This window comes from Rhizobium indigoferae (assembly GCF_034554815.1).
GTDB classification, from domain to species: Bacteria; Pseudomonadota; Alphaproteobacteria; order Rhizobiales; family Rhizobiaceae; genus Rhizobium; species Rhizobium leguminosarum.
On sequence record NZ_CP140635.1, the window covers coordinates 3,566,089 to 3,581,599 of the forward strand.

A 15,511-nucleotide genomic window follows, 5' to 3' on the forward strand; every position below is an offset into this window, starting at 1 on the left:
ATGGCGCTTGTCATGAACGACGAAAACCAACGTCTCCAGCATCGGCGCGGATTCATCAGCCGCGATCTCGCCGGAATAGCGGTCATGATAGCCATTGCCGCGATCGGCTACTTCGCCTTCCCCGATAATCTCGCGCTTTTGACTCGGATGATCACGATCGCGCTGCTCGTCCTGTCGCTCGATCTGGTGACCGGTTATTGCGGCGTTGCAACGCTCGGCCATGCCGCACTTTTCGGCTCCGGCGCCTATGCCGCCGGGATCCTGTCGGCGCATTACGGCATCAATGACCCGCTGCTGATGATGCTGGCCGGCATCACAGGCGGCGCGCTTGCCGGGCTGCTCTGCGGCGCCATCATCCTGCGTGCACATGGATTGCCGCAGCTGGTGCTGTCGATTGCGCTGATCAACCTCTTCCATGAATTCGCCAACAAGGCCTCTTCTTGGACAGGCGGCAGCGATGGACTTTCCGGCATCGCGCCGGACCCGGTCTTCGGCCTCTTCGAATTCGATCTCTACGGTCACACCGCCTTCTTCTTCGGAATGGCGCTGCTGCTGATCGTCTTTGTGCTGCTACGATTCCTGGTCCGCTCGCCCTTCGGCATGCTCTGCCACGCCATCAAGCAGGATCCGCTGCGCATCCGCGCCATGGGCGCTTCGCCGAAGGCCGCTCTGATCAGGATGTATGCGATCTCCGGCGCCGTTGCCGGTGTCGGCGGCGCCTTGAATGCGATTTCGACACAGGTCGTCGGCCTCGACAGCCTGTCTTTCACGCAGTCGGCCGAGGCGCTTGTTATGCTGGTGCTCGGCGGCACCGGCTCCCTCTTCGGGGCGCTCTCCGGCACCGTCATCTTTATGCTCTTCGAGGACTACGTCTCCGCCGCCAATCCCTTCCATTGGCTGACCATGGTCGGTGCGCTGCTGATCGCCGTCGTGCTCTTTGCGCCGAAAGGTCTCTACGGCACATCAGCAGCCTTCGTTAGCCGCCGCAGGGAGCAACGCTCATGAGCCCGGTCTTCGAAGTCGCCAATCTCAAGAAAGCCTTCGGCGGCCTTGCCGTCACCAATGATGTCTCGCTCACGATGTCGCCTGGCGATCGCATCGCGCTGATCGGCCCGAACGGCGCCGGCAAGACCACCTTCGTCAACCTCGTGACCGGTAATCTCTCTCCCGATTCCGGCGAGGTTCGCCTCGGCGGCGAGGTGGTGACGAAGGTCGACGCGATCGGCAGGGTCAGACGCGGCCTCGTCCGCTCCTTTCAGGTGACGCGGCTCTTCCAGGACATGACGCCGGCCGAACATGTGGGACTTGCCGTCCTTCAACGCGACGGAAAGACCGGGCGCATGTTCGGCAATTTCCTGCGTATGCCCGATGTCATGGCAGAGGTCGACGATCTCCTTGGAAAGCTCGGACTGCCTTTCCTGATGCATCGCAAGGTCAGCGAGATCGCCTATGGCCAGCAGCGGCTTCTCGAGATTGCCGTAGCGCTGGCGCTGAAGCCGAAGGTGCTGCTGCTCGACGAGCCGGCAGCCGGCGTGCCGCAAAGCGATACCGGCCGCATCGAGCAGGCGCTGGCCGATCTGCCTGCCGATCTCGCCGTGCTGATGATCGAACACGACATGGACCTCGTCTTCCGTTTTGCCAAACGCGTCATCGTGCTTGCATCAGGCGCGATCATCTTCGACGGCCTGCCTGAAGACGTCACCAAGGATGCGCGCGTGCGCGAGGCCTATCTCGGGAGCTATGCCAATGCCAGCCATATCGCTTGAGGTCGAAAATCTGTCGGCCGGATATGGGCCGACAAGAGTGCTCGAAGGCATTTCCTTCTCCGTGCCGGCAGGCGCCCGGCTTGCCGTGCTCGGCCGCAACGGCATGGGCAAGACCACGCTGCTCGCAACGCTCGCCGGCCAGACCAGGCGATACGAGGGTAGCATCCGCCTCGGCGGTTCGGATGTCAGCGCAGCACCGAGCGCCACGCGCGCGCACAAAGGCCTCGGATATGTACCGCAGGCACGCTGCATCTTCCCGACGCTGACAGTCGAAGAAAACCTTTTCGTTGGCTTGAAGGCGCGACCGAAGACGGCTCTGGAGGAAGCCTATGCGATGTTCCCACGCCTGAAGGAGCGCCGCCGCAATCTCGGCAGCCAGCTCTCCGGCGGCGAGCAGCAGATGCTCTCCACGGCCCGCACCATTCTCGGCCGCCCCTCCGTCCTGTTGCTCGACGAACCGCTGGAAGGCCTCGCCCCCGTTATCTGCGAGGAATTGATGGCTGCCTTCGCCGACCTCGCCAAGACAGGAGACATGACCATCCTGCTGGTCGAACAGCGCATCCAGAGCGCGCTCGATTTCGCCGATCAGGTCGTCATTCTCGAACGCGGCAGACTGGCCTGGACGGGAACGCCGCAGAGCCTCACCAGCGATCACGAGGCTGTCGAGAGCCTGCTCGGGGTCGGCGGCCTGCATTGATGGGATGATCGGCAGAAGCTCGTGCTCTGCTAATTGCTCCCCTTTCGCTTTCAAGATTGCTCTTGGCGCGCCGAGCAATTCATGCAGTATATCGTCATGACGACGTCATGATTTACCTGTCATTATTATCCTGCCTGAAAGTTTTCCGCTGGCCGAATTGATGGATCGCCTGAAAAGGCGAGAAACACCATGATCGATGAAGCGGCAGCAACGTAAGATCAGACGTAAATCCTGGTTCATAATCAGGATCGACGTTTATGCCGCTCCCTTTACTTGTACGGTTGAGCTGTAATCGACCGGAATGTGTGGCGTTGACGGGCGGAATTGCTCTGACGCTCCCTCAATTTTGGTTGCCAGATACCCGATAGGGTTGCATAGTCGAGCAGAAAATCACACGGGAGGTAGAAATGGCAAACCACAAGCCGGTCGCAGGTGATGTATACCAGCCTATTTTCAACATCGACAACCCGATCGACGGCAACATCCTGGACAATACCAGTTCGGTGGATGCCGACGGAGATCAGGTGCGTCTCAACTTCGTCAATGGACAACGCATTCCGCAACCGGCCGATCCGAACGGGCCCGCCACGACCACCACAGTCGAGGGAAAATACGGCACGCTGACCGTCTATTCCAACGGCAACTACACGTATGAACTCGATCACTCCAACCCGGTGGTATCAGCGCTCGGCCCGGGAGACCAACTCGTCGACCAGTTCAATTTCAAGATCTCGGATGGCAAAGGCGCCACCGATTTCGGCTTGCTCAACATCGCGGTCGACTTGCCGGAACATGGCGACGTGTTCGTCAATTTCGAGGATGTCGGCAAATATGACTTCCCGACGGGCTACAAGGGCTTTGATTGGGGTGCTTGGCACGATGGTGACGACGCAACGGTACAGAAGGAAGCCGACGGCAACCATTATCTGTCAGGCGGCGTGTTCTGGACACCCATCCAAGCCGCCGATGGCGGTCACTTTCAGATCGAGCAATTCAGTGTCGCAAACGGCACATCGGACTATGACAACGTACTGACGATCGAAGGTAAGCTGAACGGCGATACCGTGTTCTTGGTCACGGTCAACGTCACCGCCGACAGCATTCATGACCCGCAAGTGATCGATCTCAGCGCCTACGGCGACATCGACTCTCTCGTGCTCGACACGGAGCCCGTCATCACAGAGACGAGCGGCCCGGATTATTATGGCGCGCGATACGACGACTTTCATTTCATCGTTTGACGGTGGGGGAAAAGGGCGTGGTATCGCCGAAATCCTTGCATCTTCGCCAAGCTACTGTGGCTATCTGATACCAATATCTTGCGATAGCTGACCGGGTTGCGTCTTGCTAGCATAGGATGGTGCGAGGAGGCACGGTTATGCTGGGATGGAGGAAATGATGCAGCCAGTCGGGATGAGGTTAGCGGCGGTCATGTTCTCGCTTGCCGTATGGGCTATTATTATCGCTGTCGCATCCCACCTTTGGGCGACGAAGATGCCTGTATTGCTTTTGGCGCTCTACAGATAGGCCTGTCCTCGGCGTTGGGGAAATCTGCAGATCAGGGCGCAATGGGTTTTGTCCCCTCGCCGCCACGTCTGGCGCTGCCACCAATGTCCTAGAGTCTGTCAGCGCTAATCGGAATCGTGTGGAGAGATTCCCTTGCCTTTGATTTTGTGATTCAAGATCGTTGCTGGTGTGGAGGCCAGCAATGACGGTGCGACCTCTTTCTCTGGATTTGCGAAGACGCATTGCTACAGCGTTGAATGATGGCATGACGGTTCGCGCCGCAGCGGAGCGGTTCGGCATATCGGCTGCGACAGCGGTACGGATCGGACAGCTCGATCGTTCAGGTAAAGGCCTGATGCCGGCGAAGATCGGCGGCTATGTCAAACCGACACTGAGGGGTGCTGCGGCCGACGCAGTGCGTCAGCGGCTGCAGGTCAAGTCCGACTGGACGGTGCGCGCACTGTCGGCGGACCTGAAGGCTGCGGGGATCAACGTGTCTCACGACACCGTCTGGCGCTTCCTGCGTAGCGAGGGCAAGACCTTCAAAAAAAACGCTGGTGGCAAGCGAGCAAGACCGCCCGAAGGTGGCCCGGTTCCGGATGCGATGGAAGACCCACCAGCATCGGCTTGATCCGGACCGTCTCGTCTTCATCGACGAGACCTGGGTCAAAACCAACATGACACGCACCTGCGGATGGTGTCAGCGGGGAGAGCCCCTCATTGCAAAAGTCCCTCATGGTCATTGGAAGACGCTGACCTTCCTGGCCGGCTTACGCCGCGATAGCATCATTGCCCCTTTCGTCCTCGATGGTCCCATCAATGGCATCGCTTTTACCGCGTGGGTTCGGCAATGTCTGGTCCCGACACTCAAAGCCGGTGACATCGTCATCCTCGATAATCTCGGAAGCCACAAGGGAAAGCCGGCCCGCGATGCGATCCGAGACGTCGGTGCACATCTCTTCTTCCTGCCTCCCTACAGCCCCGACCTCAATCCCATCGAGATGATGTTCGCAAAGCTCAAGACACTCGTCAGAAAGGCAGACGAACGAGCCGTCGAAACAACATGGAGACGCATTGGAGAACTCTTGAAGGCGTTCAGTCCCCAGGAGTGCTCCAACTACCTCAGACATGCAGGGTATGGTTCAAAATAACCCTGACAGACTCTAGCACGGCCTTCGGAACCGGCTCAAAATCGAACCGCAAAAATCGCTAATTCTGCAATTGCCCGACCTGAGAGATAGGTGACGTTTCGTACCGGAGACATGGGTAACACTTTTCGTTTTTTGGCGGGAGGTGTTGATGCCGTGGAAAGAGACTTCGGTGATGGAGGAACGTCTACGATTTGTCGCCCGGCTGCTAGAGGGCGAAGGCATGAGCGATGTGTGCCGTGCATTCGGCATCTCGCGCAAGACCGGCTACAAAATCTTCAATCGCTATAAGGACGACGGCCTGGAGGCGCTGACGGATCGGTCTCGACGGCCGGTGCGGTATGCCAACCAGCTGCCTGAGCCGGTCGAGGCGATGATCGTCTCGTGCAAGAAGAGCAAGCCGCATTGGGGTGCCAGGAAGATCAGGGAGCTTTTGGTGAAGCGCCTGGCCGGCGATGTGCGCGTGCCGTCGAAGAGTACGGTGCATGCCGTTCTCGATCGACATGGTCTGGTCGCCCATGCCCGCAAGCGGCAGCGACATCGAGCCGAAGGGACAGCCTTGTCACCGGCATTACTGCCGAACGATCTGTGGTGCGCCGACTTCAAGGGCGAGTTCAAACTTGGCAATGGTCAATACTGTTACCCATTGACGGTCACCGACCAGGCGTCACGTTATCTTCTCGCCTGCGAAGCCTTTGAGTCGACGCGAGAACGGGCTGTCTTCGACGCGTTCCGCCGGCTGTTTATCGAATGTGGCCTGCCGACGGCGATCCGCAGCGACAACGGCTTGCCTTTCGCCAGTCCAAACGGGCTCTACAATCTGTCGAAGCTGTCGGTGTGGTGGCTGAGGCTCGGGATCACGCTGGAGCGCATCAGGCCGGGCCGTCCCCAACAAAACGGCCGGCATGAGCGCATGCACCTGACGCTGAAAAAAGAGGCGACCAGACCACCCGGCAAAAACATCCTTCAGCAGCAGGCCCGCTTCGATGCTTTCGTCAGCGAATTCAATCAGGAGCGGCCGCACGAGGCGCTCAACATGAAGGTGCCGGCAGATCTCTACGTCGCTTCGTCACGCCTCTATCAGGGCCTGCCGGAGATCGACTACCCCTTCCATGATCGGGATGCGCTGGTGACCAATTGCGGCCGCATCTGCATCTATCGCAAGAAGATCAACATCTCGACCGTGCTGGCCGGCCAGAAACTGGGGCTCAAGGAAGTCGACGACGGCATTTGGCTCGTCAGCTTCATGCATTATGATCTGGGATATATCGACCTGCAGCAGAGAACTTTGCAAACCATCGACAACCCGTTCGGCACGAGGTTGTCACCCATGTATTAGGTACGTTTTGTTACCTATGTCTCCGGTATGGACAAATAAGGAGATGGTAGCGGAGGAGGGATTTGAACCCCCGACACAAGGATTATGATTCCTCTTAGAAGCCTTGATTTCCATGGCTTATGGCGCGCCATGTCGCATCCATGTCGCGTTCACCCTAGGAGCGCATTCTCGGCGGCGGCCAATTCATCAGCATCGTCGCCCCGCGGAAAGAGGTGGCCGTACGTGTCTGCGGTCATAGTAATTGAGGAATGCCCCATGCGCTCCTGCACGACCTTTAGCGGCAGCCCCAGCCCGCCATCTGCCGGCCGATTGATGAGCCATGATGCGTAGAAGTGCCGCAGGGCGTGAAGGCCTGAATATTTTGCCGCCATGACGACGTTGCCGTCCTTGTCCATCTTGCTAGTTTTGACAGTCACGTCGGCCGCTAACATCGCAGGCACGAGGCCGCGGTTGATGATGTTGGCATGGCTCTCGACCTTCCCCGCGCCATTGGCGAAGATGAGATGATGTGGCTTCACGTCCTCCCGGACCGGCTCGCCGTCTTCGTTCCTGCCGACGATCGGCGGCTGTAGGCCAATTTCCATTCCCGTAGAGCGTTGATGACAATCGGCGGAATCGGGATTGTGCGCTCACCCGCATGTGACTTAGGCCGGCCTATCTCCCCGAATTCATCAGCACGCTGCTGCACGCGGATTTCGCGGCGATCGAGCTCGATGTCCTGCCAACGGAGCCCTCGCAACTCCGACGATCGAAGCCCCGCGAAAATCGCCGTAAGCAGTAACGGCCGCCAACGGCCCGAGAGAGCCCCGACAAGCGCCTTCACCTCGTCGCGGGTTGGAATGTCTTCCCCGACTATCAACTTGCCCTTTTGGCGCTGCTCAGCCCGCCTTTCCTTGCCCTTGCGGCTTCGGCGCATGTCGCGCACCGGGTTGCGTACGGCCAGCTTGCGTTCGATGGAGTCGGCAAAAATGGAGCCGAGGGAGCCGAGTGCCTTTTTCACCATAGCAGGCGACCGACCTTCGGCGCGCAGTGTGTCTTGAAAAGCGCGCGCGTCCACTTTCGACAACAACGTACCGCCGATAAACGGTTCGATATGGAATTTCAGATGCCGTTTGCGCTGATTGATGGTCGAGCGCTCTAGGTCTTCACCCTCACCGGTCGCAATCCACAGTTCGCCGGCCTTCTTTACCGTCACCGTATCGCGATCGGCAACGTGTACCCCCTCCCTTACCTCAATGGCCGCTTTACTCGCAAATTCATCCGCGTCCTTCTTTCTCGTGAAAGTTTTGAGCCGCCGCACACCTTTTATGTCGGTGTAGTTGACAACCCAAGCTTCCTTCTCGATCCCGTCCGGCCCTTTCCATTTGCGCTTGCGAATAGACATGATCAGCCCTCTTTGGCCGCGTTGCGCGCCCGCATTGCCGCGACACGGCAGCGATCGGAGCAATATTTGGCATGGGATCGGCGGCCGGTGAGCGAGCCGGTTAGAAAAATTCTGCGGCAGTGCTCACAGGATGTGGCAACCGCCTCCGCCTCATGGGCAGCTGTGACTTCCATCACCATAAAATCAAACAATGTGGCAGCCTGCAGCACAAACCGCATTTTGTCTGCGGCATGCACGAAGTGGGGGTGCACGACTACTTCTGCGTGATCCATTAGCTCGTTGAGGAAACGCACCCTATAGGCGGTGTCAACGCGTCCGGTCCACAAGGTTTCTTTGATAAGCCCTTCCAGAGATAGGGCGCGATCTCTAAGCACGTTTAAGATGATAACATTTGCGACCGCGCCACCCGATCTCGGCTTGTCGAAGCTCCCAAGTGTGTACTCAAGGTCACCTATGATCTCGTCGCTCGTGCTGATGTCCTTTTGTTCCAGGGCGCCGAAACGGTTCAAGAAAGTGATGTAGTCCGCGTCCGTCTCGCAGTTGACGAGGCGCAACACGATTGGGTCTTCCAGATTGATTGCTTCATGAAGAAGCGCATCTGTCCGTCTGCTTCGTGGTTCCGCGATTTTTACTGTCAAACCATTCGACTGTCTAAAATCTCGAAGCTGAAAGCCGTCCGTGTGCCGCTGCCAGTTTAAGCGGATCGGTATCATCGCCACTTCCCTGTTACGCTCTTTTCAAAAAGTTACAAATATGAAAAAAACACACGTGACGCAAGCTTGTTTCTTGCGTTACGGTATTTTTCATAACTAACGGACAAAACGACTTCCCTTAGCGCTCCTTCAAGAGGATTGTATCGATGCAAACTGAGATGGAATTGAAAGACGATTTGCTGTGGGGCGCAGGCGAAATCGCCGCGGAAATCGGTCGCAATGAGCGGTCGACCTACCATCTGCTGGAACGGGGCGAGCTGCCAGCCGTGAAAGTCTGCGGTCGATGGGTCGCCTCAAAAGCGAAGCTGCGTATGTACTTTGCGGGCGAGCAGCCTGCCTAAAAAAACCGCCACCGGCTTTTTGCGAGCTACGGCAGCGGCTTGGGATTGAGTGTGCAATTCCTAATATAGACGTCCTTTCCGCACTCGCAAGCAAGGTGGCCATAGGAGTATGGCCCATGCCTCACATTCCTGCATTTGAACGGCAACGGCTCGATCTTGCTAATCGCATCGCCGGTGGTGCGCCATGAGTCACGACGCCGTCCAATGGGCACGCAGACAGCCTCTCGGTGATCCGGTCGCCAAGAATGTTTTGGTCGCCCTTGCCGAGCACCACAACGCCAAGAGCGGGCAATGCAACCCTAAGGTTGCGACGATCTGCCTAGAGACCGACTACTCGGAACGCGCGGTTCGCAAGGCGCTGACCAAGCTAAAGCAGGCAGGTCTAATCCGGGTCGAGGGTGGCGGTAAGGCGGGAAATAGTTATCAGCTTTCGGGCGATTTTAACCGGCACGCGGTGCCGGATAACAAAACCCCGGAACGGTATTTAACCGGTACCAGCGCCGGTCAAACCGGCACGTCGTGCACCCCTAAAGCGGCACCTGGTGCTCCCCACTATAAGGAACTGGAAAGGGAACATGAAGGAACTGGGAGAGGGTCGCGCAAGCGCGCGCCGACGCACGAGCAGGGCTGCCGCCTTCCCGATCATTTCCAACCTGACCTTTCCGAAGCTCTGCAACTCGGATTTACGGCCGACGAGGGCCGTTTGGAGGCCGAAGCTTTTTGCAACTACTGGCGATCAAAGCCCGGTGCGGCCGGTCGACGGATTAGCTGGCCTGCAACCTGGCGCACCTGGCTCATCAGGGAACTGAAGTGGCGGCAGGAGCGGCGCGGAAACGGCCATGCTCAGCGGACGTCGAAAGAACCGGACTTCGCGGCCTTCCTCAAAGGCCAGTCCGAACGAGCACATCAGCACGGAGGAGATGGCTATGGAGAAGCCGAGCCTGGGTTCAGATCTCGTATTCCACCCGGCAACTCACGCTGACCGCGTGGATGCCCTGCGCGTTTTGGCAAATGCGCTGCCGGGGAGGCAGCCGGTCGACATGCAGCTCATGCTCGGAGCCTATGAAGTGGCGCTTGAGGGCGTTTCACGTTGGGGCCTGGCGCAGGCGACGCGCTCGATTTTGCAGGGTTCACTCGCTCACAGTTTTATGCCCAGCCCGCCCGAATTGAGACGCGAGATAGACAGGATCATGATCCCGCATGTGGAGGCTCGACGGCGCGAGGCCGAGGCAGCGCGCCGCTACAAGTGGGACGAGCATAGCAAGTCGCGCGCCCTGCCGGCGCCGAAAGGCGATCCGAACGCCGTCGCCAAATGGCACGCCAAGCGAAACGCCGAGAAGGCAGCGGCAGCCGTGAAGTCAACAAGCGCTTCCATCGATCAGACGCTGTTCGCCGACAAAGACCAACGAGCGCAACGGACACCGGCCGACGCGGTTTCCGATTTCATTTCGCGGCACGACCGTCGGCATAGCGATGCGTTGGGGCGGACGAATGCCAAAGGGGCCGATCAATAATGGCGGATAATCCACTCGACACAGTCGAGCAGTTAAACCGGATCGAGTCGAAGCAGAACGACGTCGAGCCGCGCGCTCGAATAGGCCGAGGCGGGCGGTCATGGGTCGGGGGCTTAGGTTCTTCCCGGCCGGAAGGTGAAAGCGGGAAGGGCGGCAGCGCAGACGATTTGACTATATGCGTCACCGCTAAACTACGCACTATCATGATGATTGTTGTTAGGAGATGACATGTCGACCCCGTTAAAGGACCTCATCGACGTAGTGGAGCACCTAGACCGGCTGCAGGAGCCCTGGGCGCGCAAGGTGGCGACCCGCCTTAACCGGTTCGTGTCGGGCGAAACAACCGACGTCGCCGCAGCGCTCGACCTGAAAATACCACGTGGAAAACGCGGTTGGCGCACGGTGTCGCGGGTCGAGGCACGCAACGCCGCCATTCGGGAAGCCGTAGAGAAATTCTTCCCCGCCCTGAAACCGAAGCAGCAGGCCGACGAGCTGGCGGTAGCCCTCCGACGCTATGAGGCTTCCGCCTGGCGCGCCGATTGGCAGAAAGAAACATGTCCATACAAAGCCAGCGACCTGCATGCGGCGCTCTGGCTCATCTTGACCCGCGTCGATCACGCGCTTTCAGCCCAGCGGATCAGGAAAATCTTGGTCACGAGTTAAGGCTTTTCGTGACCACGCTTTCGGGAAATCCTGATGCAAACGAATTGAGGCCAGCATGTCAAAACTGATCGTAGACGACGAGCTGATGCTTTACGGGCCGGTTGGCTTCATGGATTTTTGGGATGAAAGCGGCTTCACCAGCTCGCAAGTGATCGAGGCTTTGGCGCAGCTTTCCGGCGATATCGTCGTGCGTCTCAACTCCGGCGGCGGCATCGCCATGGAGGGCTCGGCGATCCACAACGCTCTGAAGCGTCACGACGGTAGGGTAATCGTCAAGATCGACGCGATCGCCGCGTCTGCCGCTTCGTTGATCGCCATGGCTGGCGACGAAATCGAAATGCCGCTCGGCACCCTGTTGATGGTCCATGAGCCGTCGGGAATGACCCTCGGCCCGGCCGACGATCACCGGCGCACGGCCGGCGTGCTCGACACGATGACCGGCGTGTTTGCGCAAGTCTATGCGGAGCGCACCGGCCTTTCCGAAAGAGAAATCCGCCAGATGATGAAGGATGAAACCTGGATGGCGCCGCAGGACGCGCTTGCCAACGGCTTCGCCACCTCGGTTTCCGAACATGCGACGACCGCGCCGATGGCTGATGCGGCCTTCGATTATCGCACGTACGCCAAAGCGCCGGATCGTCTGAAGAGGATGGCAACAGAACGGAAGGCAATGGGTCTTCCCATGGTGGCGGTTGCGTCCGCTCCGCATAAACGAAAGGAAGCGATCATGACCGAACCGAACGTGGCTCCGGCAGACGACCAGGCGACCGCCAATTTGCAAGACGTCAATTCCCGCATCTACCAGCTCTGCACCACCGCGAAGATGACGCTTGCCGAGGCAAACAAAATCGTGCTCGACACGAAAGGCGACTTCGCCAAAGCGCAGACGATGGTTATCAATCATCTTGCCGATCAAGATCCGATGGGCGGGCGCGTGTCGCACAATCCCAATGCGCACAGCGACTTCTCAGTGATGGTCGCCCGCGATATCGAGGACGCGCTCTATGCCCGGATCGCTGGCAAGCCTGCCCAGGGCCGCGCCTCGGATTGGCAGGGCCGTAGCCTACTCGACATGGGGGCCGCTCTGTTGGAGGCGCGCGGCGAGCGGATCATTTCGAGAAATCGCAACCGGCTTGCGACACAGATAATGAGCAGCGGGGCGACGCACAGCACGTCGGATTTTCCGTTCGTCACCGGCAACGCCGCGAACCGTTTCCTGCTCGACGCCTATCGGGCCGCCGAGACGCCGCTGAAGCAATTGGCGCGTATCCGCAACGCCGCAAATTTCAAGGCTATGACCATCGGCCGCATGTCGGAAATGCCAAAGCTGGAAGAGGTGCTTGAAGGCGCCGAAATTACCTACGGCACGCGTTCGGAGGCGAAAGAAACCTATCGCGTCAAAACCTATGCGAAGATGTTCGGTATCTCGCGCGAAGCCCTGATCAACGATGATCTTGACGCCTTCTCCGATACGCTTCGGGCATTTGGTCAAGCCGCCGCGCAGACGGAGGCGGATTTGATCGCCGATCTTCTGCTCGACAATGACGGCCTCGGGCCGCTGCTCGATGACGGCATTACGCTCTTCGCAAATGCGCGAGGAAACAAAGCGGTTGCCGGGTCGGGGCTGACGATCAGCAGCGTCAGTGCTGGCCGCAAGGCGCTGCGCGACCAGAAGGGGCTCGACAACGAAACGCCGCTCTCGCTGAAGCCGCAGTTCCTCATCGTCGGCAGCGGCAACGAAACGACGGCTGAGCAAATCATCGCGGCGACCACGCCCTCGGCAACCGAAGAAGTGAACCCATTCTCCGGGAAGCTTTCTCTGCTGGTCGAGCCTCGCCTTGAGGAAGACGCCTGGCGGCTCTTCGCATCTCCTGACCAGGCGCCGATCCTTGAGATTGCTTACCTTAACGGTGTCCAGCAGCCGAAACTGGAAACACGCGAAGGCTGGAACACGCTGGGAACCGAATTCCGGGCGATCCTGGATTTCGGCTGCGGCATCACTGGCTGGCGCGGCGCCTATCTCAACGAGGGCGAATAAGAAGGGCGGATCAACCGTGAGGACCGGACATGTCGGAACATTACTCGCATCTGACCGACGAGCAGATTATGGCCGAAGCTGCAAAGATCGCCGTGGAGCGGGCGCAAGGCAAAAGCATATCGATTGACGAACTTTGCGCCCGCTTAGGGATCACGCTGGAAACGGCTCTCGCCCTGGCAACCGAGGAGGCGAGCCGGATCTACGGCCGGCCGATGAGGATTGAGGCCCTTCCAGATCGTCGTCAGTGACTGAACCAACGCTCGCCGATGTGCCTAAGCGACGAGGAAGATTCGGCGCGGATCGTCCGGCCTCAAACCGGCGATTGGTCAACCTCGGCTTTAAAGTCGCCGACCAAACAGAGGGCTTTTAGGCGACTATATCTAGAGAGGCGGTTTCTGTTCCATCTTCCTCAGCCACGGCTGACCCATCTGGTTGCTGTTTAGGAATCGCGGCGATGATTCCTTCGATGAGGCCGAAGATTTTTTCAAACTCCTTGAAGTGGGCTGTTTCCAAAGTCGGCACGATCTCTTCGGCAAAAACCTTCTTCCCGTCGACAATGGTCATCTGCCATATCTCTGTCCCCTCAACAGACGAGACGATCTTGCTGCCGCACTTGGTGACAAGAGGAAGTCCTTTTAGTGTCAGTCCGCGCCCATCCTTCTTCGTGTTCAATGCAGCGATCGGAAACATAAATTCTAGGCAGTGGTGGCTGCTGTTAGCAAGATCCGGTTCACTATCAGGAACAGGCAGTAATATCGCGTATGCCTTGCCGTTCTTCGAAGCTTTGACGTCTGAGAAGAGGTTTTGCTTAGCGAAATTAGCGTCAAGACCCCAACATTTCTGGCCCTCATCGTCGCGATCAAAAAGACCGACTACTACGCTGTGACTATCTGCCATAATTGATCGCAGGCAGATGGCGAGTTGTGCAGCGCCAGCAGCATCGTTCTTTTCCGTTTCACTCAATACATTACAAGATTTGATCGCGAACGGCAGCGCAGTCCCCCTAAGTTTTCTCCATGCCTCCTTGAGAACTAATACGTCTGTCTTCCCTTCGGTCAACAAGACGGGAATTTTGACGGCCTCAACCTCAGCCATCGTGGCGGCAAGACTCGCGGCGGCTTTTTCCGCCACTAAGATGCGCTCTTGTAGTTTGTCGTGAAGCTCGTTCATCAGTTTGATGTGACCGAGTTCGTCTGCCACGAGCATATACGGATCTTCGATGACGAGGCGATTTCGTCGCGCACTGTTCAAATGCAGAAATTCGGTATCATGGCCCTTCCGCTGTGCCATGTAGATCGACTGGCCTTCGCGATTGACGTCTATAAACGCAGGTGAATGCGTGGTCAGAAAAATCTGGGCGTTCTTGCAGTATGATTTAGCCATAGTGTCCGCAAGTTCGAACGCTCGTTTGTATTCCATCGAATTTTCGGGCTCTTCAATCCCCCAGACGTGCACCTTTGTAGAACGTTCTGCTATGTAATTCAGAATAGCAGGGAGAAATCGTACCCGGACACCATCTCCTCTGTTGTCCAATGCGACCGACTCTTCGAATGGACCAGCCGTCTTGATATTAAATGCACGGAACAGATCGGCGTAGGTTGACGGGAGGGATATTCTCGCGTCTACGCCTGTTATTTCTTCGAACGCTTGGCGAAGCTCCTGCGCTTGATTTTCCAACTCGTTACTGAATCTCTCGATATCTTCAATGAAATTATCGCCTGACGTTTCACTTCGTTCAAACAGAACACTCTGAAGCTCCGATAGTACAGATTGAAAAATACCCCTATCCTTAATGGCTGGCAGGTAAGTGAAAACGATAGAGTTTAGGAAACGTTGAAGGCTTCCTTCTGCCTTATTCTTCGTCGTTTGCAGACTTCCGGATGCAATATAACGTTCGAGGTCATGGGTGAAGTTCGGACTCTTACTATCCCTGAACCAAGTCTTCCGCACTTTAAAGCGAGGCGGCAGAGTTTTCTGAAATGATTCTTGACAATTAAATTCAATTTCAATTTGTATAAACTGCTTACCTTTAATAGATTCTCTCCGAACAGCGTCTAAACGAGAATGGGAAAACTCCTCTCGAAAAACAATATCGTCGCCATGTTCGTTTTTTTCATTGAAGAAAAGATTCAAAGCTCGAAGTAAATTTGATTTTCCTACATCATTACTTCCTGTAATTATATTTACAGGCTTACATTCACGAATTTTCTGTGTGTTGATGGAGCGAAAATACTTTACTTCTACGCTGTTGATGAGATTTGGATTCTTCCGCATGGCGCCCTGAGCCGAATCGATTGTACCACCAGTTTAGCGCGCAATCACAGTCACGGAAGCATCTTCTTAGGATGCATCGATTTGTCCTGTGAATATAGTGCATCCAATGGGAGTAATACCCCTTTTTG

The 15,511-nt window shown here is 57.3% G+C and carries 14 protein-coding genes and 1 pseudogene; 12 read left to right on the plus strand and 3 right to left on the minus strand.

Going from position 1 to position 15,511, the window contains the following annotated elements; genetic code table 11:
• The 6 genes from U5G49_RS17750 (at position 1) to U5G49_RS17775 (ending at position 6,456) form a co-directional block, all read left to right on the plus strand.
• Positions 1-1,005, plus strand: coding sequence for a branched-chain amino acid ABC transporter permease (locus U5G49_RS17750; protein WP_112904906.1), 1,005 nt, complete (start codon positions 1-3; stop codon positions 1,003-1,005).
• The gene (locus U5G49_RS17755; RefSeq protein WP_112904908.1) at positions 1,002-1,766 is read left to right on the plus strand and encodes an ABC transporter ATP-binding protein; all 765 of its coding nucleotides are present in this window, start codon (positions 1,002-1,004) and stop codon (positions 1,764-1,766) included. Before U5G49_RS17750 ends, U5G49_RS17755 begins: the two co-directional genes overlap by 4 nt.
• The gene (locus U5G49_RS17760; RefSeq protein ID WP_166480862.1) at positions 1,747-2,463 is read left to right on the plus strand and encodes an ABC transporter ATP-binding protein; all 717 of its coding nucleotides are present in this window, start codon (positions 1,747-1,749) and stop codon (positions 2,461-2,463) included. The genes U5G49_RS17755 and U5G49_RS17760 overlap by 20 nt, the downstream gene beginning before the upstream one ends.
• A gap of 407 nt (positions 2,464-2,870) precedes the next feature.
• Positions 2,871-3,704 (plus strand): VCBS domain-containing protein, encoded by an 834-nt coding sequence (locus tag U5G49_RS17765; RefSeq protein ID WP_193445274.1) that lies wholly within the window; start codon positions 2,871-2,873, stop codon positions 3,702-3,704.
• 467 nt (positions 3,705-4,171) lie between these two features.
• A protein-coding gene (locus tag U5G49_RS17770; RefSeq protein WP_210262308.1) for an IS630 family transposase occupies positions 4,172-5,120 on the plus strand; the annotation gives its coding sequence in 2 pieces (ribosomal slippage) (positions 4,172-4,513 and positions 4,515-5,120; 948 coding nt in all).
• Positions 5,121-5,268: 148 nt separating this feature from the next.
• Positions 5,269-6,456 (plus strand): IS481 family transposase, encoded by a 1,188-nt coding sequence (locus U5G49_RS17775; RefSeq protein WP_322790896.1) that lies wholly within the window; start codon positions 5,269-5,271, stop codon positions 6,454-6,456.
• A 149-nt stretch (positions 6,457-6,605) separates the two neighbouring features.
• Here U5G49_RS17775 and U5G49_RS17785 read toward each other — a convergent pair.
• Together U5G49_RS17785 and U5G49_RS17790 are read right to left on the minus strand one after the other, a co-directional pair.
• A pseudogene (locus U5G49_RS17785) lies at positions 6,606-7,840 on the minus strand (tyrosine-type recombinase/integrase).
• Between the two features lie 2 nt (positions 7,841-7,842).
• Positions 7,843-8,553 (minus strand): DUF2256 domain-containing protein, encoded by a 711-nt coding sequence (locus tag U5G49_RS17790; RefSeq protein WP_193444242.1) that lies wholly within the window; start codon positions 8,551-8,553, stop codon positions 7,843-7,845.
• A gap of 146 nt (positions 8,554-8,699) precedes the next feature.
• On the opposite strand from U5G49_RS17790, the gene U5G49_RS17795 reads away from it, so the two are divergent.
• From U5G49_RS17795 to U5G49_RS17820, 6 genes are all read left to right on the plus strand, one after another.
• Positions 8,700-8,894 carry a hypothetical protein gene (locus U5G49_RS17795; protein WP_096769850.1) on the plus strand — a complete coding sequence of 65 codons (195 nt, stop codon included), beginning with the start codon at positions 8,700-8,702 and terminating at the stop codon, positions 8,892-8,894.
• A gap of 184 nt (positions 8,895-9,078) precedes the next feature.
• A complete protein-coding gene (locus U5G49_RS17800; protein ID WP_193444243.1) occupies positions 9,079-9,876 on the plus strand; it encodes a helix-turn-helix domain-containing protein in 798 nt (265 codons plus the stop codon).
• Positions 9,821-10,408, plus strand: coding sequence for a hypothetical protein (locus U5G49_RS17805; RefSeq protein WP_193444244.1), 588 nt, complete (start codon positions 9,821-9,823; stop codon positions 10,406-10,408). The genes U5G49_RS17800 and U5G49_RS17805 overlap by 56 nt, the downstream gene beginning before the upstream one ends.
• A gap of 228 nt (positions 10,409-10,636) precedes the next feature.
• Positions 10,637-11,071 (plus strand): hypothetical protein, encoded by a 435-nt coding sequence (locus U5G49_RS17810; RefSeq protein WP_193444245.1) that lies wholly within the window; start codon positions 10,637-10,639, stop codon positions 11,069-11,071.
• Positions 11,072-11,126: 55 nt separating this feature from the next.
• Positions 11,127-13,109, plus strand: coding sequence for a head maturation protease, ClpP-related (locus U5G49_RS17815; protein ID WP_193444246.1), 1,983 nt, complete (start codon positions 11,127-11,129; stop codon positions 13,107-13,109).
• Positions 13,110-13,177: 68 nt separating this feature from the next.
• Entirely contained in the window at positions 13,178-13,357 is a 180-nt protein-coding gene (locus tag U5G49_RS17820; protein ID WP_193444247.1) for a hypothetical protein, read from the plus strand.
• Positions 13,358-13,475: 118 nt separating this feature from the next.
• Here the strand turns inward: U5G49_RS17820 and U5G49_RS17825 are convergent, their stop codons facing one another.
• On the minus strand, positions 13,476-15,383 hold the full coding sequence (locus tag U5G49_RS17825; RefSeq protein WP_193444248.1) for an ATP-dependent nuclease: 1,908 nt from the start codon (positions 15,381-15,383) through the stop codon (positions 13,476-13,478).
• Between the last annotated feature and the right edge of the window lie 128 nt (positions 15,384-15,511).

Excerpts from the sequence above, each read along its gene's own strand:
- U5G49_RS17750 (WP_112904906.1), top strand. The coding sequence starts at position 1 with ATGGCGCTTGTCATGAACGACGAAAACCAACGTCTCCAGCATCGGCGC.
- U5G49_RS17755 (WP_112904908.1), top strand. The coding sequence starts at position 1,002 with ATGAGCCCGGTCTTCGAAGTCGCCAATCTCAAGAAAGCCTTCGGCGGC.
- U5G49_RS17760 (WP_166480862.1), top strand. The coding sequence starts at position 1,747 with ATGCCAGCCATATCGCTTGAGGTCGAAAATCTGTCGGCCGGATATGGG.
- U5G49_RS17765 (WP_193445274.1), top strand. The coding sequence starts at position 2,871 with ATGGCAAACCACAAGCCGGTCGCAGGTGATGTATACCAGCCTATTTTC.
- U5G49_RS17775 (WP_322790896.1), top strand. The coding sequence starts at position 5,269 with ATGCCGTGGAAAGAGACTTCGGTGATGGAGGAACGTCTACGATTTGTC.
- U5G49_RS17790 (WP_193444242.1), bottom strand. The coding sequence starts at position 8,553 with ATGATACCGATCCGCTTAAACTGGCAGCGGCACACGGACGGCTTTCAG.
- U5G49_RS17795 (WP_096769850.1), top strand. The coding sequence starts at position 8,700 with ATGCAAACTGAGATGGAATTGAAAGACGATTTGCTGTGGGGCGCAGGC.
- U5G49_RS17800 (WP_193444243.1), top strand. The coding sequence starts at position 9,079 with ATGAGTCACGACGCCGTCCAATGGGCACGCAGACAGCCTCTCGGTGAT.
- U5G49_RS17805 (WP_193444244.1), top strand. The coding sequence starts at position 9,821 with ATGGAGAAGCCGAGCCTGGGTTCAGATCTCGTATTCCACCCGGCAACT.
- U5G49_RS17810 (WP_193444245.1), top strand. The coding sequence starts at position 10,637 with ATGTCGACCCCGTTAAAGGACCTCATCGACGTAGTGGAGCACCTAGAC.
- U5G49_RS17815 (WP_193444246.1), top strand. The coding sequence starts at position 11,127 with ATGTCAAAACTGATCGTAGACGACGAGCTGATGCTTTACGGGCCGGTT.
- U5G49_RS17820 (WP_193444247.1), top strand. The coding sequence starts at position 13,178 with ATGGCCGAAGCTGCAAAGATCGCCGTGGAGCGGGCGCAAGGCAAAAGC.
- U5G49_RS17825 (WP_193444248.1), bottom strand. The coding sequence starts at position 15,383 with ATGCGGAAGAATCCAAATCTCATCAACAGCGTAGAAGTAAAGTATTTT.